The following is a 21,599-nucleotide window of genomic DNA, read 5'->3' as shown; positions in this document are numbered from 1 at the left end:
ATTTATTTTTCTTTTCTAGCCTCATTTCATAGCTTTATACCAAATCCTTTGTCATGCAAAAAATGCTTTTCTCCGCCTTGTTCTTTCTGTTCCTGTTTTCCTGCAAGACAGAGAAAAAAGAAACCCAAAAAGTGGTGGCGCCGGCCGTGGAAACAACAGAGGAGGCGGCACCCACCACCCCATTTGTATGGGAGGGTGCCAACATCTATTTTTTGTTGACGGACAGATTCCACAACGGCAATCCGGAAAATGACCTCAACTACGATCGAAGCAAGGAAACCGGTGTCCTCAGGGGTTTTATGGGCGGGGACATTGCCGGCATCACCCAAAAAATAGAGGAAGGCTATTTTACCGATCTGGGCATCAACGCCATCTGGTTCACCCCAGTGGTGGAGCAGGTGCACGGCAGCACGGACGAAGGCACGGGCAACACCTATGCCTACCACGGCTACTGGACCAAGGACTGGACCGCACTGGATCCCAACTTTGGCACCAGGCAAGACCTGGAACGTCTGGTGGACACGGCACACGACAAGGGCATCAGGGTCATTTTGGACGTGGTGCTCAACCATACCGGTCCCGTGACGGAAAAAGATGCGGTGTGGCCAGAGGAATGGGTCATTACCGATCCCACTTGCGAGTTCACCACCTACGAGAACACCACCAACTGCACCTTGGTGGACAACCTTCCGGACATCCTCACGGCCACGGATACCCCCGTGGACCTGCCCGATGCCCTACTGGCCAAGTGGAAAGAAGAGGGGCGCCTGAGCGAGGAACTGGAAGAGCTGCAGCTGTTCTTTGATAGAACCGGCTACCCCAGGGCGCCCCGTTTCTACATCATTAAATGGCTCACGGATTACATCCATGAACTGGGCGTGGACGGCTTTCGGGTGGACACCGTGAAACACGTGAACGAAAATGCTTGGCAAGAGCTCCAGACCCAGGCCAACTACGCCTTTGAGACCTGGAAAAAGAAACACCCCAAAAAGGTATTGGACAACACTCCCTTTTATATGATGGGCGAGGTGTACAATTATGGCATCTCCGGAGGAAGGGAGTTCGATTTTGGCGATAAAAAAGTGGATTATTTTGACCACGGTTTCAACAGCCTCATCAATTTTGAGCTCAAGTATGATGCAAAAAACGATTACGAACGCATTTTTACCAAGTACGATGAACTTTTGAACTCCAAGTTAGAGGGAAAGGGCGTGGTAAATTACCTTACTTCCCACGACGATGGCGCCCCGTTTGACAAGGAGCGGAAGGCCAGCCTCCGTACCGCCAATGTGCTGCTCCTTACCCCGGGCACCTCACAGGTGTACTATGGGGATGAAACGGCCCGGAACCTCATCGTGGAAGGCACTCAGGGAGATGCCACCCTGCGCTCCTTCATGAATTGGGAAGAACTGGAAAATGATCCCAAGACCCAAGAGGTTCTGCGCCACTGGCAAAAGCTGGGAACATTTAGGAGCTCACATCCGGCCGTGGGCGCGGGCAGGCACCAGCGCTTGTCCAAAGCACCGTACGTGTTCAGCAGAACGTTTATAAAAGAAGGGGTCAGCGACCGGGTCGTTGTGGGCCTGGACCTGCCCGAAGGGGAAAAGACGCTTTCGGTAAAGGGTGTTTTTGAGAACGGTACTGCCGTGCATGACGCCTATTCCAACACCCCGCTTACGGTGGAAAACGGCAAGGTGGTGCTGAACTCCCCGTACACCGTTGCCCTGTTGGAGGCCAAGGAACCGGAAAGCCAGATGTAATAGGTGGTTGTCCTTGGGCAGCGCTTTGACCCAAGGGGTTGGCACAAGATCACTCTTGGGCGTGAAATCGCTGTAGAATGAAATCAATGTCCTTGATGGATTTCTTGGTCCAATCCAGGCGTTTTTCAAATTTCTCACGGTCCGTCAGGGGCCAGTTCAAATCGCTTTTTAGCAGTTTATTGCTCAAATCCTGGAGTATGATGGCCGCTGCCACGGAAATATTGAAACTCTGGGTGAATCCGCGCATGGGGATTTTTAGATAGCCGTCCGCAGTGGCCATTACCTCTTGGGTCAGGCCATCGCGCTCGGTCCCGAAAAACAGGGCCACTTTTTCCCTCAGCTCAAAATCGGACAGCAAGGTGGCCTTCTCGTGGGGCGTGGTGGCCACAATTTGGTAGCCCCTTTCCCGCAGGTGGCGCACACAGTCCAAACTGTTGCCATAACGATGTACATCTACCCACTGTTGGGCGCCCATGGCAATATTGCCGTCCAGCCGGTTCCTGTTTCTTCCCTCAATGACGTGGGCCTCCTGTATGCCAAAGATATCGCAACTGCGGATCACCGCACTGGTGTTGTGCAATTGGTACACATCTTCCATGGCCACGGTTATGCACTTGGTGCGTTGGTCCAAAACCTCTTTAAAGCGGTTCTTCCGCTCTTCGGAAATAAAACCTTCCAAATAATGTAGCAGCGCGCGCTCCATGGGGCCAAGATAGTAAAAATGTGGCATTGCCCCGGGAAGCCTGGCCTTGTCCAAAGTGATGCGCAACAACGCCCCATAAGCCATAATTTTGGTTATTTTAGTATCCATGAAAGAAATTGTGGTATTGACGGGGGCCGGCATCAGTGCCGAAAGCGGGCTCAAGACCTTTAGGGACGCCAACGGTCTGTGGGAAGGGCATGATGTCATGGAGGTGGCCTCCCCAGAGGGCTTTGAGCGCCATCCGGAACTGGTCTTGGACTTTTACAACCAACGGCGGCGGCAGCTCTTGGAGGTACACCCCAACCCTGCCCATAGGGCCCTGCACCGATTGGAGTCCCATTACCGTGTAACAATCGTCACCCAAAATGTGGATGACCTTCACGAAAGGGCGGGCAGTACGGAAGTGCTGCACCTGCACGGGGAACTGTTCAAGGTAAGAAGCACCCGGGGCAACGGGGAAGTCATGGAATGGAAAAAAGACCTGGTGCTGGGAGATGTCTGTGGGCAGGGACATCAACTTAGACCGCACATTGTTTGGTTCGGAGAGCAAGTGCCGCTGTTGCACACCGCCATCTCCGTAGTGGAAAAAGCGGACATCCTCATCATCATTGGCACCTCCATGCAAGTGTATCCTGCCGCCAGTTTGGTAGATTATGTGGGCGCGCAGGCACCCATTTATTTTATAGACCCCAGACCGGCAGTCTCCCGTGGCAGTAGGAACAACCTCAACATCATCCCAAGTACGGCCGTTGAGGGCGTGCCGCCCTTGGTGGAACAGCTCATCCAAGAAGTGGAAACCAGTTAGAAACGATCCCGAAGATCGGGGGAACCTACCTCGGGGCAGGCCCACGGGCATTCATAAGAAACTGAATTTAAATTTCGAGGCAAGCCTCGGACATCAAACCCCTTGGCGGTGCCAATGAACAAAATTGAACTTTTGAACGCCCTGGACAATGTGGATGCCTCCAGAGATGGCCGTGATCGCATGGCGGCGATGGTTCTGGCCGATCCGCCGATTTTTAAGGTACTGCTCCATTTGGCGATGCAACCGGGACATCCAGCGGGATATAAAGCATTTTGGGTGCTGGAACGTGTTGTACTTCAAGATCTGGCCTTGCTCCTGCCCCACTTGGACACTTTCTTGGCCGGCCTTCCCGCACTGAACAAACCACAGGCGGTGCGGCCCGCCGCCAAGATCTGTGAACTGCTTTTAACCACCCAGCAGAGGCAACATAGGGATACAGGACCAAAACTGCTCCAAAAAAAGCACTTGAGCGCCCTGACCGCAATTTGTTTTGACTGGCTCTTGGGCGATGCCAAAGTGGCCCCCAAGGCGTATGCCATGACCTGCCTCCATCTCTTGGGAGAGCAACAGCCCTGGATACACCCCGAACTCAAGGTGATTTTGGAGCGCGACATGCCCCTTGCCTCTGCGGGCTACCGGGCACGGGCCAAGAACATACTTAAAAAGTTGAAGGCCCAAAGGGAATGGCGGCATTGAAGCAATGCTTTTAAACCTCCCGGTATATGGGTATATTTGCCGCACCTAAACAAAAGACAGATGGCATTGAACACATTGAACGCAATTTCCCCCATAGACGGACGGTACCGGGGAAAAACCCAAGCACTGGCCCCATACTTCTCAGAAGAGGCGCTGATCAAGTACCGGGTTCGGGTAGAGATTGAGTATTTCATTGCACTTTGCGAACTCCCCTTGCCGCAGCTGCAAGATTTTGACCCTTCAAAATTTACCGCGCTCAGGGAAATCTATGAACAATTCAGTGCAGAAGATGCCCGTGCCATAAAGACCATTGAAAAGACCACCAACCACGATGTAAAGGCGGTGGAATACTTTATAAAGGAAGTGTTCGATTCCTTGGGCCTTTCCGAATTCAAGGAGTTCATCCATTTTGGCCTTACCTCACAGGACATTAACAATACGGCCGTTCCCCTGAGCATCAAGGAGGCCATGAACGAGGAATACGTTCCCCTGTTTTTTAAGGTGCTCAACAGATTAAAGGCCCTGTCCCAGGAATGGGCCTTGATCCCCATGCTGGCCAGGACCCACGGGCAACCGGCCTCCCCCACCCGATTGGGCAAGGAAATCGAGGTCTTTGTGGTGCGGTTGCAAGAGCAGTTCAACCTGCTTAACGATATTCCCAGCGCGGCAAAATTTGGTGGGGCCACGGGCAACTACAATGCCCATAAAATTGCCTATCCCGGGGTGGACTGGAAGGCTTTTGGGCAAAAATTTGTCCAAGAAAAACTGGGATTGCACCACTCTTTCCCCACCACACAGATCGAGCACTATGACCATATGGCCGCCCTGTTCGATACCTTGAAGCGGATCAATACCATACTGTTGGACCTGGACAGGGATTTTTGGAGCTACGTTTCCATGGATTATTTTAAACAGAAGATAAAGGCCGGCGAAGTGGGCTCATCGGCCATGCCGCATAAGGTGAACCCCATAGATTTTGAGAATTCCGAGGGAAATCTCGGTATTGCCAATGCCCTTTTTGAGCACCTTTCGGCCAAATTACCGGTATCCCGATTGCAGCGAGACCTTACCGACAGTACGGTGCTGCGCAATGTGGGCGTGCCCTTTGCCCATACCCTCATTGCCTTTCAGAGCACCTTGAAGGGACTGGACAAGCTCTTGCTGAACGAAAGTAAGTTTGAGCAGGACCTGGAGAACAACTGGCCGGTGGTGGCAGAGGCCATACAGACCATTTTGCGGCGCGAGGGCTATCCCAACCCCTACGAAGCCCTAAAGGGACTTACCAGGACCAATGAGGCCATCAATCAAAAATCCATTGCCCAGTTCATTGACACCCTTGCGGTCAGTGATGCCATAAAGAAAGAGCTCAAGAACATTACCCCGAGCACGTACACCGGCATATAAGGGAATAGGGAAAAATCCATGCTGCCGGCCACAAAAAAAAGACCGCAACAATGGCGGTCTTTCTTTTTTTTGGGACAATGTTCAAGGTTACTTCTCCACCTGCACTTCGTGCGGATAAGGTATTTCAATGCCGGCCTTGTCCAGTGCCAATTTGCAGCCTTCATAGGTGGCAAAGTACACGTCCCAGTAGTGCTCCGGCTTACAGTAGGGCCTCACGGCAAAGTTAACGGAACTGTCTGCCAGTTCCATAACGTTTACGGAAGGGGCGGGATCTTTTAACACCAGCTCATTGGAGGTAAGGACTTCCATAAGCACATCCTTGGTCTTTTTTATGTCCTCTTCGTAAGCCACCCCGATAACGGTATCCACACGTATCTTTCCCTCTGCGGTGTAGTTTACAATGTTTCCGTTGGCCATGGCGCCGTTGGGCACAATGACCAGTTTGTTCTCAGGCGACACCAATTTGGTGGTAAAGATCTCTATCTCCTTTACCACGCCAAGTACATCTTGGGCCTCGACGAGGTCGCCAATGCGATAGGGCTTAAAGATCATGATCAGTACACCTCCCGCAAAATTGGAGAGCGAGCCTTGCAGGGCCAGACCCACCGCCAAACCGGCAGCGGCAATGACAGCGGCCAAACTGGTGGTCTCCACCCCTAGTTGGGAAATGACCGTGATGATCAAGAAGATGCGCAGTGCCCAAGAAACCAGGTTCAATAAGAATTTCTGAAGCGACTCATCGTAACTTCCGCGTGACAGGGTCTTTCGCAGTACGCCCACGATTTTTTTAATGATCCATGACCCAATCATGTAAATGAGGATGGCCCCGATCACCTTGGGCCCATAATCGGTAACAAAATCAATGCCTTTGTTGATCCAAACTTCTGCGTTTTCCATATAACTTCTCGTGTTTTTAAGTGAAGGTTAATTATTTCTTAAGAACCAAAAATATCGATAAAGTCACATTAATTGTCCACCAATGCACTTTTTTGTGTAAAAAAATGGGGAAACGGCCCAATTTTGGTATGGATCCGTCCCTATTTGGCCTTTTTTTCAAGGCATCGGAAAAAAGCCAGGGAAAAGATGTGCCCAACACAGGGGATGGCGTTTGCCAGAAGTGGAATTGGGGCCATTCAGGGTCGCGGATGGATGTGGGTTGGCCAAAACACCAATGGAATGGCCTTACGGCATAAGGCGCTCAATCCTGGAACACCTCCTTGAAATCTTCAAACTGGTCCAGGTTCACATCGGATTTACTGAGCAATTGTATAAATTGGACCAGATGGGCCGGATTCATATCATTGCCCAGCAGGCGCACCAGCACAAAACCCTTTTCGTCATGGGCCCCGTACACCACAAGCTCATCAATGGCATCCCCCTCACCCACCATCCGTAGGGTGGCCTTTCCGTAGGGCGTGTTCATCTTCATGAGCTCCCCGTACTTTTTCCCTTTTAAAATGGCGGCCACCTTCTCCTTTTCCAGGGCAAAGGCCTCCCTATTGGCGTCGTTGGCCCTAAAGGCCAGCACGTTCATCTTTTTTAGGGAGGCCAGTACCTCCCGTTCGGTTTCGGACAGGGCAACCTCGTCAAGGTTCAACATGCTGGTGGGGATGTCCAAGGAAACAAAATGGCCATCCTCGGCCTTGTCCACATAATATTGTTGCAGGCTGGGCCCGGAGGAACAGGACCACATCCATGCGGCGGCCAGGGTCATACAAAGGAAGTTCAAGGTTTTCATGGGTCTTGTTTAAATGATAATGGTGTATTGGATGTTACCTAAACTACCTCGAAGCAAGCCGCGAGGCATTCATAGGAAACTGAATTTTAAATTCGAGGCAGGCCTCGGAGCATCAAACCCTTTGGCGGTGCCCATGAACTGTCCGTGCTATTGCGAACTCCCGGCCTGCTGCAGCTCTTTTGGGAGGTCCATGGCCTGCGCCAACTTGCCAATGTTGTTCAGGTCCATCTCCCCGGTCAGGCTTACCAGAACGGTCTCCATTTTGCCCATTGGGCCGGCATCCACGGCTTTGTCCAATCCGGAGACAAACATCAACAATTCGTTCACGTGGTCCTTTTTTTTGCCCTCGCGCACATAGAATTTTACGTGGACATCTTGGTCCCTGACCCGCATCAACTCCTCCAGCTTGTTCGTTTTTAGGTAGGTGGCCACGGTTTTGGCCATATCGCGCGTTGCGTCCACATCTTGGGTCATATAAATGCTTATTTCCTCAAGCCCGGACACCAATTGGGACAGTTCCTTGGCTTCGGGATCTTTGCTCAGCTCGCCCATACTGGCGGCCAGGTCAATGAGTCCCTTGTTAATGGTGATGGCACCCACATCTTTGTGATGCTCATATTTATTGAAAACCGACTGCGATATGGCCCAAAAGGGCATTAGTGCGATGGATAAAATGTAAACTGTTTTTCTCATGATGTTCGTTTTTGTGCCCCCACAGGGGCTGATTGATGGATGATTAATGATTGATGGATGGATGGATGGATGGATGGATGGATGGATGAGGGTCTCGATCGACGCCGCATGGCTGATGCTTACGCAGCAAGATGGCACCTCCGGAACCGTTTTTACTCTTTCTTTTTTTGGGACGCCTTTCCCAATTGGTCACCGCCGGGCAGGTCCATTTTATCGGTAAGTTTGGAAACGGATCTTAGGTTGATGTCCCCGGTCAGGGACAGCAATACGGTCTCCATTTTTTTTCCGTTGATGTCCACATTGGCTTCCTTTAGCCCCGTGACAAACATGAGCAGCTCCCTGACGTGATCGGCATCCTTGCCCTCTTTTACGTAAAACTTTACGTTGCTGCCCCCGTCCCGGATGCGCATGAGCTCCTCAAAGGCATCGTCCTTTAGTCGGGTGCCCACCCAGGCATCCACGTCTTTGGTAATGGCCGCGTCTTCGGTGGTGATGACCTTAAAGCTCTGTATGGAGTTCACCAGTTCAAAAAACTCACGCGCTTCCGCATCTTCGGTGTCCACGCTCATTTTGGCCAACATCTGGAACATTTTGGGCTGCATGGCCACAAAGGTGACCTTATCATCATTTTCATACTTGTCAAAAATATCCTGTGCCTGGGCCATCAAGGGCGCCAAGACCAGGAGCAACAATAGGGGTAACTTTTTCATAACATTCTTGTTTAGGGTTTTCATCGATTTTACTTGGTTTCCCAACCCGTTTTGGGCAGGCTTACATTCGTTTTTTGTTCGCGTTTGGGTACTGCCTTGGGGCATTCGCTTCCATCATTGGTCCTTGGGCAGAAATTTTTGGGTGCTTTCCTCAAATTCCCTTAAGTGGTGCAGTTGCTCCGTTCCCTTGTTAAAATTGATGGCGAGCAGGGCAAAAGCCTCCTTTGCCGATGCAATTTCGGCGGCCGTGTAGGTGGCCTCCAAGTGCGCTTCCCTTTCTTGCGCACCGTTAAAGTAGAGTCCGGTGGCCAGCACCACGGCGGCCACGGCAGCGGCCCATCCGTAGTGGCCCTTATTCTTGGGCAGGGCCTGGGGCCGCACCGAACGTTCTTCCTTGCTCTGCGCCAGATGCGCAAACAGGGCGGTATGCTGTTGCAGATGTTCCGGCACGTCCTGGGCCGTAAAAAATTCCCGCAGGCGTTCCTCTTCGGCCAGGGACGTCTCTGCCTCAAAGTATTTTTCCAATAATTTTTCTATCCTATCCAGTTCCATAGTTGTGCTTTTTCATCAATTGGTCCCTGACGGTTTTCCTGGCCCTGCTCAGGGCCACGCGCACCGCTGTGGGCTTCATTTCCAATATTTGTGCAATTTCCTCGTACTCGTACTGTTCCACATCGCGCATTTGCAGCACCATGCGCTGGGTCTCGGGCAATTCCTGCATGATCTTCTGCACCCAGTGCACGCTGTCCTTGGTTTCCACCTCGCGCTGCAAGGAAGGCCCGTGGCCCGTAAAATTGGTGTGCAGCAAGGTTAGGTTTGTGGCCTGTTTGCTCTTTAACCTGTCCAGGCAAAAGTTCTTGGTCATAGTCATGGCCACCGCCTCTGCACTGCGGTACTGCCCCATACTGTCCTTCTTTGCCCACAGCTTTAGCAAAACCTCTTGGGTGGCATCCTCGGCCTCCTCGGCGCTCACCAACAAACGCTTGGCCAGGCGGTACAATTTGTCCCTAAAAGGCATCACCTCATTCAAAAATTCCACTTGTCTCATTACGGTCGGTTGCTCGCAAGTTACGTTAAGGGCTTACAATAGGGAGACGACGTTCATCGACTTTTGTTACACAGAATTTGTTTTTATGGGATATGTAGCTATTTTTAACGTCCAAGATAAGCTCCCTGCACGTACATAAAACCGTGGAACCTATCCACTGGCACAGTTGGAACGATTATTGAGGCACTAAAATAAAATTGAAGTTATGAAAAAGATCTTTTTATCGCTGCTCCTTTTGGGCGCCTGCTTTACCTCTTGCAACAAGGAAGATGATGAACCGGTGGTGGAAGAGACCCAGGAAGAGGAGAATCAGGAGGAGCCCCAAGAAGAAGTGGATATCACGGTGCAGAACTTTATGTGGCAGACCATGAACAATTATTACTTCTGGCAGGCAGATGTTCCCGTGCTGAGCGACACCCAATTTGCCACACAATCCGATTATGAAAGCTATTTGAGCGGCCACCCGGACCCAGAAAATTTTATTCAAAACCAATTGCTCTACGTGGAAGACCGCTTCACCTTCTGGAACGCCGACTACCGGGAACTGACCCAACAACTTTCCGGAGTGTCCAAGAGCAACGGGCTTGAATTTGGTCTGAGCCGCATTGGCAATACGGACAACATTTTTGGCTTTGTGCAGTATGTGGTGAAGAATTCCGATGCCAGTACCAAGGATATCAGAAGGGGCGATTATTTTATCGGGGTCAACGGCACGGACCTGACGGTGAACAATTACATAGACCTCCTCTTTGGTGATAACGACAGTTACACGCTGAACATGGCAGATATTGCCAACAATACCATAAGCCCCAATGGTAAGGAAGTGGCCCTCACCAAACAAGAAAACCTTTTGGAGGATCCCATTCTGGTGAACCGGGTGCTTTCCATTGGCGACAAGAAAATAGGCTATTTAATGTACAACCAGTTTCAAGCCGGATCCGGCGAGCAATTGAACGAGGTCTTTGGTGAGTTTAAAGGTGAAGGGGTCACAGATTTGGTGCTGGACCTTAGGTACAACCTGGGCGGACGTGGCACTACGGCCCAGATCTTGGCCAGTCTTATCTACGGCACCAATACGGAAGAACTGATGTACCGGACACGCTACAACAGCAAATTGCAGGCTGCCTTTGGCGCGGACGATCTGGACAATTATTTTGTGGCCACCACCGGTACGGTGGAAAACAATACCGATAGTCCATTGAACACCCTTAACCTGGCCAAGGTGTACATTTTGGCCACAGACTCCTCCGCCTCTGCCAGTGAGTTGGTCATGGTGGGTCTCGAGCCCTACATCAACGTGGTGCACATTGGGGGCACCACGGTGGGCAAAAACCAAGGTTCAGTGACTTTCGTGGACGACTTTGAGAATGGGAACGTATATGACAGGGACCGCGAAGACAAAATAAACCCCAACAACCAGTGGGCCATACAGCCCATTATTAGCCGTGTGGAGAACAGTGCGGGCTTTTCTGACTATGCGGATGGTTTGGTTCCGGACATTCCGTTGGAGGAAGACATTACCAATCTGGGTACCCTGGGCGATGCCAGTGAACCCTTGCTGGCCAGGGCCATACAGGAAATCACGGGAAGCTCCGCAAAAAGGAGTTTTAATGTGGCCATGCCGGCCGATCTCCTCTCCAGCTCAAAACTGGTAAATGATCGGAATTCCATTTTAATAGTGGACCTGCCCAACAAACAAGGGGGTATGCCACTAAAGCCCACGGAATAATGCAACAACCCACCACCTGGGGCACCTTGCTCTTGATGTCCCTGTTCTTCCTATCCTGCTCAAAGGACAAGGAATTGGTCATTCCCGGAACGGTATCCCCCAATGCGGATGCCGATGTGCCGGTACAGGATTTTATGTGGAAGGCCATGAACTTTTGGTACTTCTGGCAAGAAGAGGTACCGGACCTCGCAGATGACCGTTTTGTGAACACGCCCGAGGGCCGGGACGCCTACACGGCCTTTCTGCAGTCTGAGGAAGATCCGGGCCAGTTTTTTGACAACAAACTGCTTTTTACCGAAGACCGTTTTAGCTACTACAACCCAGACTACCGGGAACTTACCAATGCCCTTGCGGGCATCTCGCGGAGCAACGGCCTGGAGTTTGGTCTGGTGGGCGTGGCCAACAGTGAATCGGTCTTTGGATATGTGCGCTACATTGTGCCCAACTCCGATGCCGCGGGCAAGGACATAAATCGGGGCGACATCTTTTCGGGGGTGAACGGAACGCCCCTGACCCGTAGCAATTTTAGGGAACTTCTCTTTGGGGAAGAGGCCACCTACACCCTGAACATGGCCACCCTTGTGAACAACGTGGTGGTGCCCAATGATTTTGAGGTGACCCTGACCAAAGAAGAGGCGCTTTCCGAAAACCCGGTGTTCCTTTCCAAATCCTTTGAGATCGGTGGGGCCAGCATTGGCTACTTAATGTACAACCAGTTTACCAATGAGTACGACAATGACCTGTACAATGCCGTGCAAAACCTAAAGGCCAGCGGCATTACGGACTTGGTGCTGGACCTGAGGTACAACCCGGGAGGCTCGGTGAACACCACCAGACTATTGGGCAGTATGATTTATGACACCAATCCCGAGAACCTGTTCCTGAGAAAACGGTACAACGCCAAGGTACAGGACGAACTGGAAGACAGCCAGTTGGAAGTCTATTTCACCGATCGTTTGGGCGGCCGCACCATTGAATCGTTGGGGCTGGACCAAGTTTATGTGCTTACCAGCGCCGCATCGGCGTCGGCGAGCGAACTGTTGATCAACTGCCTGGAGCCATATATTGATGTGGTGCACATAGGGGATGTAACCCGTGGAAAGAATGAATTCTCCACCACCCTGGTAGATGACAGGACCAACTCCTATCTCTACACCCCATCTCGCGTAAACCAGATCAACCCGGAAAACCAATGGGCCATACAACCCCTGCTGGGCAGAAACGAAAACGCGGATGGCTTTTTTGATTATACCGATGGATTGACCCCAGATATTCCATTAAAGGAAGATTTGGCCAATTTGGGCATTCTGGGCGAAGCCAACGAGCCGCTCTTGGCCCGTGCCATACAGGAAATTACCGGGGCCACCGGCAAGCGCAGTACCCATGTTGAAATACCCATTGACCCACTATCCAATTCCAAACAATTCAAAATCTTGGGAGAGCGAATGGTGGACGATACCAATTACGGAACCCAATGATACCCACCATAGGGGCATCCCGCGCGGGATACGGAAGTTTCACGGGAAACAGAACCAAAAGAATGTTGGGCCAGGGCCTTGGGTTGAGCATCCTTCCACATATGGATCTGTGTGCCCTTTAGGCCCGGAGTTGTAGTTTACTTTTGTAACAAGGGTGCAACCTCCAAAAAAATCCTAGACTTTGGCGAAAACATCGCCATAATTATTGGGCAAACGTGGGCGCATCCATCGGTTTTGCGGGGATGTGCGGCCGTAATGGAATTTTCAATGATTGATCTGGCTTACACCACCACTATGAAGAACAGCGCCAAAACCACTTTGACCACCATACAATCCTATAAACAGCGGCCCCAGCTTTTGGAGGGGTACGATGCGATCGTCATCGGTTCCGGAATGGGTGGGCTCACCACGGCGGCCCTGTTGGCCAAACAAGGCAAAAAGGTGCTGGTACTGGAACGCCACTACACCCCTGGCGGTTTTACCCATATCTTTAAGCGCAAGGGATATGAATGGGACGTGGGCATACACTACATTGGCGAGATGCAACGTAAAAACAGCCTGCTGCGAAAGATCTTTGGGCACATCACGGACGGCAACTTGCAATGGGCAGATATGGGCAGGGTATATGACCGTATTGTGATAGGGGATCAGGCCTACGATTTTGTAAAGGGCGTGGCCCAGTTCAAGCAACAGCTCATCACCTACTTCCCCGAAGAGGAAAAAGCGGTGCATGCCTATGTGGATTTGGTGTTCAAGGCCGTGAAGACCAGCAAGAACTACTATATGAGCAAGGCGATGCCCCCCTATTTGGAGGCCCTGATGGGCGGTTTTATGCGTAGGCCGCTATACCGATATTCAGATCGGACCACCTATGCCGTGCTCCGTTCCCTTACGGACAATGAACGCCTCATAAAAGTACTCACCGGGCAGTATGGAGATTATGGCCTTCCCCCAAAAAAGAGCAGTTTCTACATGCACGCCTCCTTGGCAAGACATTATTTTGATGGAGGCAATTTTCCCGTGGGCGGTTCCTCCAAGGTGGTGGAGACCATTGCCCCCATCATTTCCGCGGCAGGAGGCACCATTTTGGTAAGTGCCCAAGTGGATAAAGTATTGGTGGAGAACAACAGGGCCGTGGGCGTACAGATGGCAGATGGAAGGACCTTAAAAGCCAAACAAGTGGCGAGCAATGCGGGCATCGTGACCACCTACACCCAGCTCCTTCCGGAAGAAACCGTAAAAAAGCATGGTTTGCACCAACAGCTGAAAAAGATCAAGCCCTCTGCGGCGCACCTTTGCCTTTATGTAGGGCTCAAGGGAAGCCCGGAGGCGCTGGAACTGCCCAAGACCAATTACTGGATCTATCCCGAAGACGGGGACCATGACAGCTGCGTGGCACGCTACCTCCAAGACCAGGAAGCACCCTTTCCCGTGGTTTATCTTTCCTTTCCCTCTGCAAAGGATCCGGACTGGCCCCGGCGTTATCCAGGCAAGAGCACCATAGACATCATTACCCTGGTCCCCTTTGAAACCTTTGGGGCCTGGCAAGACAAGCCCTGGAAGAAACGGGGAGCCGCATACGAAGCAAAAAAGGAGCGGTTTGCCCAACGCTTGTTGGAAGTACTCTACCAACAACTGCCACACCTAAGGGACAAAGTGGATTATTACGAACTCTCCACCCCCTTGACCACCCGGCACTTTGTAAACTATGGCCGGGGGGAGATCTATGGCCTTGACCACGACCCGAAGCGCTTCCGGCAGTCTTTCTTGAAGCCCCGTACCCCCATTAAGAACTTTTACCTCACGGGACAGGACATTGCCACCGCGGGCATTGGGGGCGCCCTTTTCAGCGGGGTACTCACGGCAACCGCAATGAGCGGAAAGAACATCTTAAGGGAAGTCCTGTTCCCATGATGGGCCTTCCATAAAATGGCCCTGGGCACTATGGAACAAGGGCCATTTCATGGACCTGTACGGTCATTGTCCCTTTTTGGGCAGTGCATCAGGCCCACCCCTACACCCCTGAAAAGGAGCTAAAGCCCCCATCCACGTCCAAAATGGTGCCCGTAACAAAACGTGAGGCGTCGCTCAAGAGGTAGTGTATGGTTCCATTGAGCTCCGAAGTTTCGCCAAAGCGCCCCATGGGCGTATGGGCAATGATCTTTCTGGCCCGATCGGTAAGCGACCCATCTTCATTGGTAAGCAGGCGCCGGTTCTGGTTGCCCATAAAAAATCCAGGGGCAATGGCATTGACCCTAATGGCGTCCCCGTGCCGGGAGGCCATTTCCTGGGCCAGCCATTTGGTGAAGATATCTATGCCCGCCTTGGCCATGGAATAGCCCAAGACCCTGGAAATACCCTGTTTGGCCGCCATGGAGGAAACATTGACAATGGCCGCCTTGCCACGGGCCACCATAAGCTCACTGAGCACCAAGGTGGGATTCACCGAGCCGAACAAATTAAGATCCACGGCATGACGGGTGGCCTCAAGAGACAACTCGTGCAGCTGTTGTCCGGGTTTTAAGGTGGCCCCTGGCAGATTGCCACCGGCCATGTTCACCAAGCCGTCCAAGGTCCCAAATTGCTCTGCCAGGGCCTCTTTAACAAGATGCAATGCAGCTTCATCCATCACATCGACCTGGAAAATGTGGCAGGCGTTGCCGGCAATACCGTTTAAATCGTTTTGGTTGGCTTGCAGTTTCTCCAGGCTTCTACCCAAAAGAATCACTTGGGCCCCCTGCCGCACCAGGTAACTGGCCAGGGAAGCGCCGAGCACCCCTGTTGCCCCCGTAAGCGCATAAAGATTGTCCCTGATGCAAAACTGTTGGTTCATTTTTTGGATCTATTTTGGGCCATTTTATAGGCGGCCATAATGGTATGGTACTTTGCGATCATATTGGCCACCTCGCCATCTGGCAGCCGCCCAGCCTCCATATAATCCAAGAAGTTCTCCGTTACCTGGGCAAAATGGGCCTCGTGGCCCACCCTAAAGTCGTCCGGAATATTTACGCGCCAGCGTCCCTCTACCATTTTGGTGACCGTGGTTCCTGGAAAAAGGGTGCTTACCTCATTGCCCATGGCCCGTTGCAGCTCCTTTTCAAAATTGGGGCTTCCTTGGGATTCCACATACAATACGGGTTTGTAGTCTTCATTGGCACCTTGTTCAATGATCAAATGGCTCTTGCTGCCGCGCATGATGCTGTAGTGGGTATCACCTGTTCCCTCCGGTGCCCTAAAAGCCCACCGAACGGAAACCTTGGCGTGTTTGCCGTTAATGGTGTAGTTCATTTCCCCGTTACAAAAGACATGTAGCCGATCGTTCACCACATCTTTTTGGAGTTGGTTGGGAAAGGCGTCAAGGCCGGTTACCTCAGAGAACTCCTTTTGGGAAAGTACCGTGGGCCATCGCTTGGCGCCGAGCATGACCACCTGGGCCGTATCCACGACCTCTCCGGGAAAGGCGCCCCATTGTATAAGGTCCACCAAGTGCGTGGTCACGTCCACCAGGCCATCGCCCTCTTCGTCCACATCAAAGAACCAAGGGGGCCTCACCAAGGGCTTCCCGGAAACGAACTTGTAAAAGTGATGAACGCTTTCCTTACTAATGGCCGGTTCTTCCACACTGCCTTTCTCCATATGACCAAATACACTGGGCAGGGTGCCCAACAGTTGCTGCATCCTGCTGGTCGCTTCAAACCGCTCCGTCATGATATCATAGATCAGGACTCCTTTATCCCCTGCAACGCGGAAGGCTTCTTTGAGTTTATCAAAACCTTTGTCATTGATTACCAAAGGCTTGTCCGCATACACATTAAAACCGGCTTTTACGGCTTCCAGGATGTAATCTATTTTTTTGGAGTTCTTGCCCGCCACAATCATGACATTTCCAGGTCCCTGGGCCAGCATTACGTCCAGAAAGCTGTTGGAATAATGTGGCACCACCTTCCATTGTGTTGGAGCATCCGGGCGGGTGTTGTAGCCCTTCACCCTATCCAAAAAATCCTGGGCCTCCCTGCCCTTTGGCGCATATAGATATATGGTGGAATCGACCTCGGGATACATGGTCTTGTGCACCAGGGCCGCATGAAAATGCCCGGGATCCAGGACCATCAATTGAACTTTGGCAGGGTTCTTTTCCATCAAAGGGACTGGATTTTTTTTGCCATCGCCACAAGAAAACAACAACATCAAACCAAAAATAGCACAAGATCGGTCAAAGCCCATTTGCATCATAAAGAAAAGATTTATGCCGTCACGGCCATTTAGAGTTGATCTGTACCATAGGGTTTGCGCTGCTCCCTGCGCAACATTGCATTGGCTTCGGGGTGGTTTACAAACTGTTCCGTATCATTGTTCCATTCCAACTTCCCACTAAACTGCATGGCAATATCACTGATGAGGCAGGTAACACAGGCCTTGTGACCTTTTTCTATGGGCGATATGGGTGTTTTACGTGTCCTTATGCACTCCAACCAATTGCCGTGCTGGTCGTCTATCCTCTCCAAATGGAGCTCATTGGGCCCAAGGGTGGATTCCAATATTTTGGGATCGGAGGCGTTCAGGGCCTTGGCGCTCTTTTCTTGGTCCACCGGATCGGAGGCCGATGCGGTGTAGGCCCCACGGGAAACAAAGATCCACCCCTGGTCCCCTATGTACTTGATGCCATTGGCATAGCCGCCACTGGTATAGACGGTGATGCCGTTGTTATATTGGTGTTTTACCAGAAAATCGCCGTGCACGTTCCACAGTCCGGATTTGGGGAATTCCGCCAAGGCCTCCACGCTGTGGGGGCCAGTGAGCTCCGTGTCCATGCCCCAAGCCGCGGAGTCATAGTGGTGCTGCCCCCAACCCGTGATCATCCCTGCACCATAACTTCTTATTCGCAACCAGCCGGGGCGACTGTAATCGTTCTGGGGGTGCACGCCCATCTCGGTATAGGGCACCTTTGGTGCGGCGCCCAGCCAAGCATCAAAATTGAGGTTGGGCGGCACGGGCATTTCAGGGGCCTCAGGTCCGGCGGGGTCTCCGGGGAGGCCTATCTTTACGGTATGTAATTTTCCGATCCTCCCGTTCCTGACCAGCTCGGCAGCCACACGAAACTGGGGCATGGCCCGCTGTTGTGTACCTACCTGCAATACCACGTTATGCTCCTGAACCGCTTTTTGGAGCTGCTGGCCTTCCCGCACCGTTAAGGAGGTGGGTTTTTGTAGGTAGATGTCCTTTCCGGCCATGGCGGCTTCCATTGCCGGTTGGGCATGCCAATGGTCCGGGGTACTGATGATCACGGCATCCAGGTCCTTGTTCAACAGCATTTCCCGGTAATCATCGTAGCTTTTGGTGTCCCCATACTTGGGTTTGTCATCGCGTTCGCGATAAAAATCATCTACCCATACTTTTGCGTCCTGGGCCCTTTTGGCATCCACATCGCAAACGGCCAAAAACCGGGTGCCCTTAAAGCGGATGGTATCATGGATATCGTGGCTTCGGGCAATGCGGCCACATCCGATCTGACCTATATTGATGGTATTGCTGGGCGATTCCTTGCCCAGGACATGGGCCGGCACGATTGTGGGAAAGCCCAGGAACGCGGCGGACGCCATTGTGGTACGATGAATAAATTTTCTTCTCTGCATCTATCGTTGGTTTTGGTTGTGATCTTTCTGGGCCGTGACCCGGGGCGGGTGGGCAAAGTGCTGCCAGTACGCCTCGGCCTCCTCTGGGATCAGCTCGCCATCAAAGACCACCATTCGGTATTTGAGTTCATACGGCATGCCCCCATCAATCTTCCATTCTTTATGTCGAATGGGACAGAACTGGAAAAACAGGTCGCCCCGGCCCTTGTTCGCATTGAGCGGCCACACGCGCATCGGTTCCGGATGGGCCCTGTTTTCTGGGTGGCTCAAGAACAGCATACCATTGGTTCCGGTTCCGCTGGAGGCCTCACCGGTTACAAGACACCATCTTGCCTTGCTGCCATCGGCCTGGGAGCGATCGTGCCCCTCGGAAGTGAGCACCGAGACGTTATCGGCCTTCCAGCGCTGGGTAAAGCGCATCCCGAGTCCGCCCCCATAACGATAGGCCTCCAACAAAAGGCCCTTTTCCAGGGGAGAACGAAAACTACTGGTATAATCCAAAAGATAGCGGTCCGGACGGCCCACATCCCAGAGACGAACGGTGAGCTCCTCGACCAATGCCACCTGGGGCGTGTTGTTCGATTTTAGGTCGATGTGCTCTTGTTGCGCGGTAAAGTAAGAGGACACCGGCCCCGAGGAGCTAGATTTGAATTCCTTGAACAGCACCGTTCCCATGCCTTGGCCCAGGTTCCAGAAATCGACCAGGGTGGTGTCGATACGGGTTCTTGTCCAAGGCCCCCATAGACCGTAATGATGGTAATGGTCCGGGGGTTGAATTTGGGACAAGGTATCTCCCTTGGGCGTAATAATGGGGTGCACAAAGCCCGATTTACCATAGATGGAATCCACTCCCTTTGGCGGATAGGCCGTGGCGTGGCGGTAATGCACCATCGGGGTTCCATTTTGGCTTAAAATGAGCTGTTCATCGTCCTTGAACATTTGGGTGCCTGTCGTTACTGGCAATGCAGCCAGCGATTCCTTAAAAACATAATCTGGCGTATTTCCTGTAGCGTGTACAAATTGAATGGTTTTTGAGATGGTATCCACCTGAAAAGGAACAGCCCTCCCCTTGTTATAAAGCTGTTGGGACTCGGAATGGTTTTGGGGAAGTGGCAGGGTTATCGGAACCGCCACAGGAAGATTTTCCCCAGCATCCAGCGCTAGGGTGAAGACGGTATGGCCCTCCGATCGGCAGGCGCCAAGGCACACTGAAATAAGGATCAAAAAACAAATGCGGCACCCTAAATTGGACATATAAAAAAGCTCCCATTTAAAAATATGCCTTAATTTACGAAAGATTTACATTTCCATAGGGGTAAAACCGACATATAGACCCCACCAGAACCCAATTTTAAAAACAGATGAGACTCCTTTTTCCCTTTTTTCTTTTTTTGGCAATGCAACCCAGTTGGGGCCAAAGCAACGACCCCATAAAGATAACTCCGGAATGGTTGGCCAAAATAGAACGTCTGGCCCCCGCAGAGACGACCATTAAAAACGTAAAACCGAAAAAAATACTGGTCTTTTCCAAAGCCACCGGTTTTGACCACTGGACCATTCCCCACAATGCCGAAATGCTAAAAATACTTGGACGTAAAACAGGAGCTTTTGAAGTGCACATAAAATATGACCTTGAGGCCTTTGACAAAAAAAATCTCAGGAAGTACCATGCCGTGGTCTTCAATAACTGCAATCCCAGTGGCCCCGATCGCGACCTTTTTGCGGACCTATTGCGGCAGAACAGCTCGCTCCAGGAAAGCGCGATAAAAAAAAGGGCGGCAGATTATCAGGACAACATCATGCGCTACGTGAAATATGGGGGCGGCCTTATGATCTTGCACGGGGGCATTACCGTACAGAACAATTCCGCGGCCTTCAGTGCCATGACCGGGGGCAGTTTTGATTACCATCCAAAACAACAAACCCTGACCCTAAAGGAGGTGGACAAGGCCCACCCCTTGGTCAGGGCCTTCAAGGGAAAGGGGCTCACCCATTTCGATGAACCTTATTTTTTTAAGAACGCTTACTACAACTATAACTTTAGGCCATTGCTCTATATGGAAGTGGCCGCCCTGGAGGGCTTAAAAAAAGAAACCGATGAAGAACGCGTCTATGTCTCTTGGATCAAGAGATACGGTAAGGGGCGTGTCTTTTACAGCGGTCCGTCCCACAATGCCCAGAGCATGGAACAGCCCGGGGTGCTGCAGTTCTTTTTGGACGGCCTGCAATATGTGGTGGGCGATCTGGAGTGCGATGATTCTCCCGTGGGGCCACCCCGATGACGACTTCCGCATGCAGTGCCAGAGCCCTCTCTTCTGGGAACCGTCCGCCGGCCCGTTACGCCGCGAATGTTCGCCCTTAAGGGGCAGAACCTGTTCTCTGGTACACCACCTCCCCTTCCTTAATGGTCTGTTGCACCCAAATGTCCTTTATGGCATCCGTTTCCACTTTCAGGGGGTTTTCTGAAAGCACCACCAAATCTGCCCATTTCCCTTTGGCCAGTGTTCCTTTTTCCGCTTCCTCGCCGTGCTGGTGGGCGGCCCATTCGGTAATGCACTTCATGGCTTCGTAAGGCGTAAGTCGCTCACGGGCACCGATGACCTTCCCGGTGCGACTGGTTCGGCTCACAGCGGTCCAGACCAGGCGCATCAGGTTTGGGAGGGCCACTGGGGCATCCGTATGGATGGTAAGCTTTAGGCCCTTGTCCAAAGCGGTTCTGGTAGGACTTATTTGCTGGGCCAGTTCCTCCCCAATGAGCTGGGTGTGCCAATCTCCCCAATAAAAGGTGTGCATGGGAAAAAGGGAGGCCACCACATGGAGCTGTTTCAGGGAATCCAACTGATCGGGGCGCACATACTGTCCGTGTATGAGTACGTTTCGGAGGTCTTTGGGCCCGTGCTGCGCCACGGCCTGCCGCAGACCATATATCATTTGATCCACGGCGGCATCGCCATTGGCGTGGGTAAGCACCTGCCAATTGTTGGCGTAGGCCTTTTTGTACACCTGGGCCACCGCTTCCCTGTCCGGAATGGCGGGATAGCCCCTGTAGTCCGCACCCTTTCCCTTGGGCGGAACTAGATAGGGCTTGCTGATTTTCGCAAGGATTATAAACTTTAGGCCGCTACGATTCGGGGCGCATTTCGGCCACCATTTCCGATCGGTGCAAAAACCTTGCTTAAGAGCCCCTTTATGACGCCAGGGT

The 21,599-nt window shown here is 52.0% G+C and carries 20 protein-coding genes; 8 read left to right on the top strand and 12 right to left on the bottom strand.

Features of this window, described 5'->3' with window-relative positions; all coding sequences use genetic code 11:
- Positions 1-53 precede the first annotated feature (53 nt).
- Positions 54-1,760 carry an alpha-amylase family glycosyl hydrolase gene (locus tag ACKWCC_RS16615; protein ID WP_413997092.1) on the top strand — a complete coding sequence of 569 codons (1,707 nt, stop codon included), beginning with the start codon at positions 54-56 and terminating at the stop codon, positions 1,758-1,760.
- A gap of 49 nt (positions 1,761-1,809) precedes the next feature.
- Here ACKWCC_RS16615 and ACKWCC_RS16610 read toward each other — a convergent pair whose 3' ends face one another.
- Positions 1,810-2,463, bottom strand: coding sequence for a TrmH family RNA methyltransferase (locus tag ACKWCC_RS16610; protein WP_413997117.1), 654 nt, complete (start codon positions 2,461-2,463; stop codon positions 1,810-1,812).
- A gap of 106 nt (positions 2,464-2,569) precedes the next feature.
- Between ACKWCC_RS16610 and ACKWCC_RS16605 the strand changes: the two genes are divergently transcribed.
- From ACKWCC_RS16605 to purB, 3 genes are all read left to right on the top strand, one after another.
- Positions 2,570-3,268 (top strand): SIR2 family NAD-dependent protein deacylase, encoded by a 699-nt coding sequence (locus ACKWCC_RS16605; protein ID WP_413997091.1) that lies wholly within the window; start codon positions 2,570-2,572, stop codon positions 3,266-3,268.
- A 114-nt stretch (positions 3,269-3,382) separates the two neighbouring features.
- Complete coding sequence (locus tag ACKWCC_RS16600) at positions 3,383-3,964, top strand: adenylosuccinate lyase (protein ID WP_413997090.1); 582 nt, start codon at positions 3,383-3,385, stop codon at positions 3,962-3,964.
- 60 nt (positions 3,965-4,024) lie between these two features.
- Positions 4,025-5,368 (top strand): adenylosuccinate lyase, encoded by a 1,344-nt coding sequence (gene purB / locus ACKWCC_RS16595; protein ID WP_413997089.1) that lies wholly within the window; start codon positions 4,025-4,027, stop codon positions 5,366-5,368.
- Between the two features lie 87 nt (positions 5,369-5,455).
- Here the strand turns inward: purB and ACKWCC_RS16590 are convergent, their stop codons facing one another.
- The 6 genes from ACKWCC_RS16590 to ACKWCC_RS16565 all read right to left on the bottom strand — a co-directional run bounded on the left by ACKWCC_RS16590 (position 5,456) and on the right by ACKWCC_RS16565 (position 9,557).
- Complete coding sequence (locus ACKWCC_RS16590; RefSeq protein WP_413997088.1) at positions 5,456-6,265, bottom strand: mechanosensitive ion channel family protein; 810 nt, start codon at positions 6,263-6,265, stop codon at positions 5,456-5,458.
- Between the two features lie 301 nt (positions 6,266-6,566).
- Entirely contained in the window at positions 6,567-7,106 is a 540-nt protein-coding gene (locus ACKWCC_RS16585; RefSeq protein ID WP_413997087.1) for a DUF4252 domain-containing protein, read from the bottom strand.
- A gap of 147 nt (positions 7,107-7,253) precedes the next feature.
- Complete coding sequence (locus tag ACKWCC_RS16580) at positions 7,254-7,799, bottom strand: DUF4252 domain-containing protein (protein ID WP_413997086.1); 546 nt, start codon at positions 7,797-7,799, stop codon at positions 7,254-7,256.
- A 152-nt stretch (positions 7,800-7,951) separates the two neighbouring features.
- Positions 7,952-8,509 (bottom strand): DUF4252 domain-containing protein, encoded by a 558-nt coding sequence (locus tag ACKWCC_RS16575; protein WP_413997085.1) that lies wholly within the window; start codon positions 8,507-8,509, stop codon positions 7,952-7,954.
- A 114-nt stretch (positions 8,510-8,623) separates the two neighbouring features.
- Complete coding sequence (locus tag ACKWCC_RS16570) at positions 8,624-9,061, bottom strand: hypothetical protein (protein WP_413997084.1); 438 nt, start codon at positions 9,059-9,061, stop codon at positions 8,624-8,626.
- Entirely contained in the window at positions 9,048-9,557 is a 510-nt protein-coding gene (locus tag ACKWCC_RS16565) for an RNA polymerase sigma factor (protein ID WP_413997083.1), read from the bottom strand. Before ACKWCC_RS16565 ends, ACKWCC_RS16570 begins: the two co-directional genes overlap by 14 nt.
- Before the next feature lie 205 nt (positions 9,558-9,762).
- Here ACKWCC_RS16565 and ACKWCC_RS16560 point away from each other — a divergent pair, with 205 nt between their 5' ends.
- The 3 genes from ACKWCC_RS16560 to ACKWCC_RS16550 all read left to right on the top strand — a co-directional run bounded on the left by ACKWCC_RS16560 (position 9,763) and on the right by ACKWCC_RS16550 (position 14,678).
- The gene (locus ACKWCC_RS16560) at positions 9,763-11,286 is read left to right on the top strand and encodes a S41 family peptidase (protein ID WP_413997082.1); all 1,524 of its coding nucleotides are present in this window, start codon (positions 9,763-9,765) and stop codon (positions 11,284-11,286) included.
- On the top strand, positions 11,286-12,764 hold the full coding sequence (locus ACKWCC_RS16555) for a S41 family peptidase (RefSeq protein WP_413997081.1): 1,479 nt from the start codon (positions 11,286-11,288) through the stop codon (positions 12,762-12,764). The genes ACKWCC_RS16560 and ACKWCC_RS16555 overlap by 1 nt, the downstream gene beginning before the upstream one ends.
- Before the next feature lie 267 nt (positions 12,765-13,031).
- Positions 13,032-14,678, top strand: a complete 1,647-nt coding sequence (locus ACKWCC_RS16550) for a phytoene desaturase family protein (protein ID WP_413997080.1) — start codon at positions 13,032-13,034, stop codon at positions 14,676-14,678.
- A 100-nt stretch (positions 14,679-14,778) separates the two neighbouring features.
- Here the strand turns inward: ACKWCC_RS16550 and ACKWCC_RS16545 are convergent, their stop codons facing one another.
- From ACKWCC_RS16545 to ACKWCC_RS16530, 4 genes are all read right to left on the bottom strand, one after another.
- A complete protein-coding gene (locus ACKWCC_RS16545) occupies positions 14,779-15,597 on the bottom strand; it encodes an SDR family oxidoreductase (RefSeq protein ID WP_413997079.1) in 819 nt (272 codons plus the stop codon).
- Positions 15,594-16,904: a putative oxidoreductase C-terminal domain-containing protein gene (locus tag ACKWCC_RS16540; protein ID WP_413997078.1), complete on the bottom strand. Its 1,311-nt coding sequence runs from the start codon at positions 16,902-16,904 to the stop codon at positions 15,594-15,596. The genes ACKWCC_RS16545 and ACKWCC_RS16540 overlap by 4 nt, the downstream gene beginning before the upstream one ends.
- A gap of 122 nt (positions 16,905-17,026) precedes the next feature.
- Positions 17,027-18,397: a Gfo/Idh/MocA family oxidoreductase gene (locus tag ACKWCC_RS16535; protein WP_413997077.1), complete on the bottom strand. Its 1,371-nt coding sequence runs from the start codon at positions 18,395-18,397 to the stop codon at positions 17,027-17,029.
- Positions 18,398-19,360, bottom strand: coding sequence for a DUF6807 domain-containing protein (locus tag ACKWCC_RS16530; RefSeq protein WP_413997076.1), 963 nt, complete (start codon positions 19,358-19,360; stop codon positions 18,398-18,400). It lies immediately after the preceding gene.
- Positions 19,361-19,758: 398 nt separating this feature from the next.
- Between ACKWCC_RS16530 and ACKWCC_RS16525 the strand changes: the two genes are divergently transcribed.
- The gene (locus ACKWCC_RS16525) at positions 19,759-20,679 is read left to right on the top strand and encodes a ThuA domain-containing protein (RefSeq protein WP_413997075.1); all 921 of its coding nucleotides are present in this window, start codon (positions 19,759-19,761) and stop codon (positions 20,677-20,679) included.
- A gap of 76 nt (positions 20,680-20,755) precedes the next feature.
- On the opposite strand, the gene ACKWCC_RS16520 is transcribed toward ACKWCC_RS16525, so the two are convergent.
- Positions 20,756-21,599, bottom strand: an 844-nt coding sequence (locus tag ACKWCC_RS16520) for an amidohydrolase (protein WP_413997074.1), incomplete at its 5' end; no start/stop codon positions are given.

Source organism: Maribacter aquimarinus, assembly GCF_047345505.1.
In the GTDB taxonomy this organism is placed as follows: domain Bacteria; phylum Bacteroidota; class Bacteroidia; order Flavobacteriales; family Flavobacteriaceae; genus Maribacter.
Note: the sequence above shows the minus strand (reverse complement) of the source record. Positions and strands in the feature narration are given on the sequence as shown.

What these genes read in the sequence shown, in the direction of transcription:
- ACKWCC_RS16585 (WP_413997087.1), bottom strand. Translation starts at nt 7,106, where the DNA reads ATGAAAACCTTGAACTTCCTTTGTATGACCCTGGCCGCCGCATGGATG.
- ACKWCC_RS16575 (WP_413997085.1), bottom strand. Translation starts at nt 8,509, where the DNA reads ATGAAAAAGTTACCCCTATTGTTGCTCCTGGTCTTGGCGCCCTTGATG.
- ACKWCC_RS16540 (WP_413997078.1), bottom strand. Translation starts at nt 16,904, where the DNA reads ATGGAAAAGAACCCTGCCAAAGTTCAATTGATGGTCCTGGATCCCGGG.
- ACKWCC_RS16580 (WP_413997086.1), bottom strand. Translation starts at nt 7,799, where the DNA reads ATGAGAAAAACAGTTTACATTTTATCCATCGCACTAATGCCCTTTTGG.
- ACKWCC_RS16560 (WP_413997082.1), top strand. Translation starts at nt 9,763, where the DNA reads ATGAAAAAGATCTTTTTATCGCTGCTCCTTTTGGGCGCCTGCTTTACC.
- ACKWCC_RS16545 (WP_413997079.1), bottom strand. Translation starts at nt 15,597, where the DNA reads ATGAACCAACAGTTTTGCATCAGGGACAATCTTTATGCGCTTACGGGG.
- ACKWCC_RS16550 (WP_413997080.1), top strand. Translation starts at nt 13,032, where the DNA reads ATGATTGATCTGGCTTACACCACCACTATGAAGAACAGCGCCAAAACC.
- ACKWCC_RS16565 (WP_413997083.1), bottom strand. Translation starts at nt 9,557, where the DNA reads ATGAGACAAGTGGAATTTTTGAATGAGGTGATGCCTTTTAGGGACAAA.
- ACKWCC_RS16615 (WP_413997092.1), top strand. Translation starts at nt 54, where the DNA reads ATGCAAAAAATGCTTTTCTCCGCCTTGTTCTTTCTGTTCCTGTTTTCC.
- purB (WP_413997089.1), top strand. Translation starts at nt 4,025, where the DNA reads ATGGCATTGAACACATTGAACGCAATTTCCCCCATAGACGGACGGTAC.
- ACKWCC_RS16570 (WP_413997084.1), bottom strand. Translation starts at nt 9,061, where the DNA reads ATGGAACTGGATAGGATAGAAAAATTATTGGAAAAATACTTTGAGGCA.
- ACKWCC_RS16525 (WP_413997075.1), top strand. Translation starts at nt 19,759, where the DNA reads ATGAGACTCCTTTTTCCCTTTTTTCTTTTTTTGGCAATGCAACCCAGT.
- ACKWCC_RS16590 (WP_413997088.1), bottom strand. Translation starts at nt 6,265, where the DNA reads ATGGAAAACGCAGAAGTTTGGATCAACAAAGGCATTGATTTTGTTACC.
- ACKWCC_RS16610 (WP_413997117.1), bottom strand. Translation starts at nt 2,463, where the DNA reads ATGGAGCGCGCGCTGCTACATTATTTGGAAGGTTTTATTTCCGAAGAG.
- ACKWCC_RS16555 (WP_413997081.1), top strand. Translation starts at nt 11,286, where the DNA reads ATGCAACAACCCACCACCTGGGGCACCTTGCTCTTGATGTCCCTGTTC.
- ACKWCC_RS16535 (WP_413997077.1), bottom strand. Translation starts at nt 18,397, where the DNA reads ATGCAGAGAAGAAAATTTATTCATCGTACCACAATGGCGTCCGCCGCG.
- ACKWCC_RS16600 (WP_413997090.1), top strand. Translation starts at nt 3,383, where the DNA reads ATGAACAAAATTGAACTTTTGAACGCCCTGGACAATGTGGATGCCTCC.
- ACKWCC_RS16605 (WP_413997091.1), top strand. Translation starts at nt 2,570, where the DNA reads ATGAAAGAAATTGTGGTATTGACGGGGGCCGGCATCAGTGCCGAAAGC.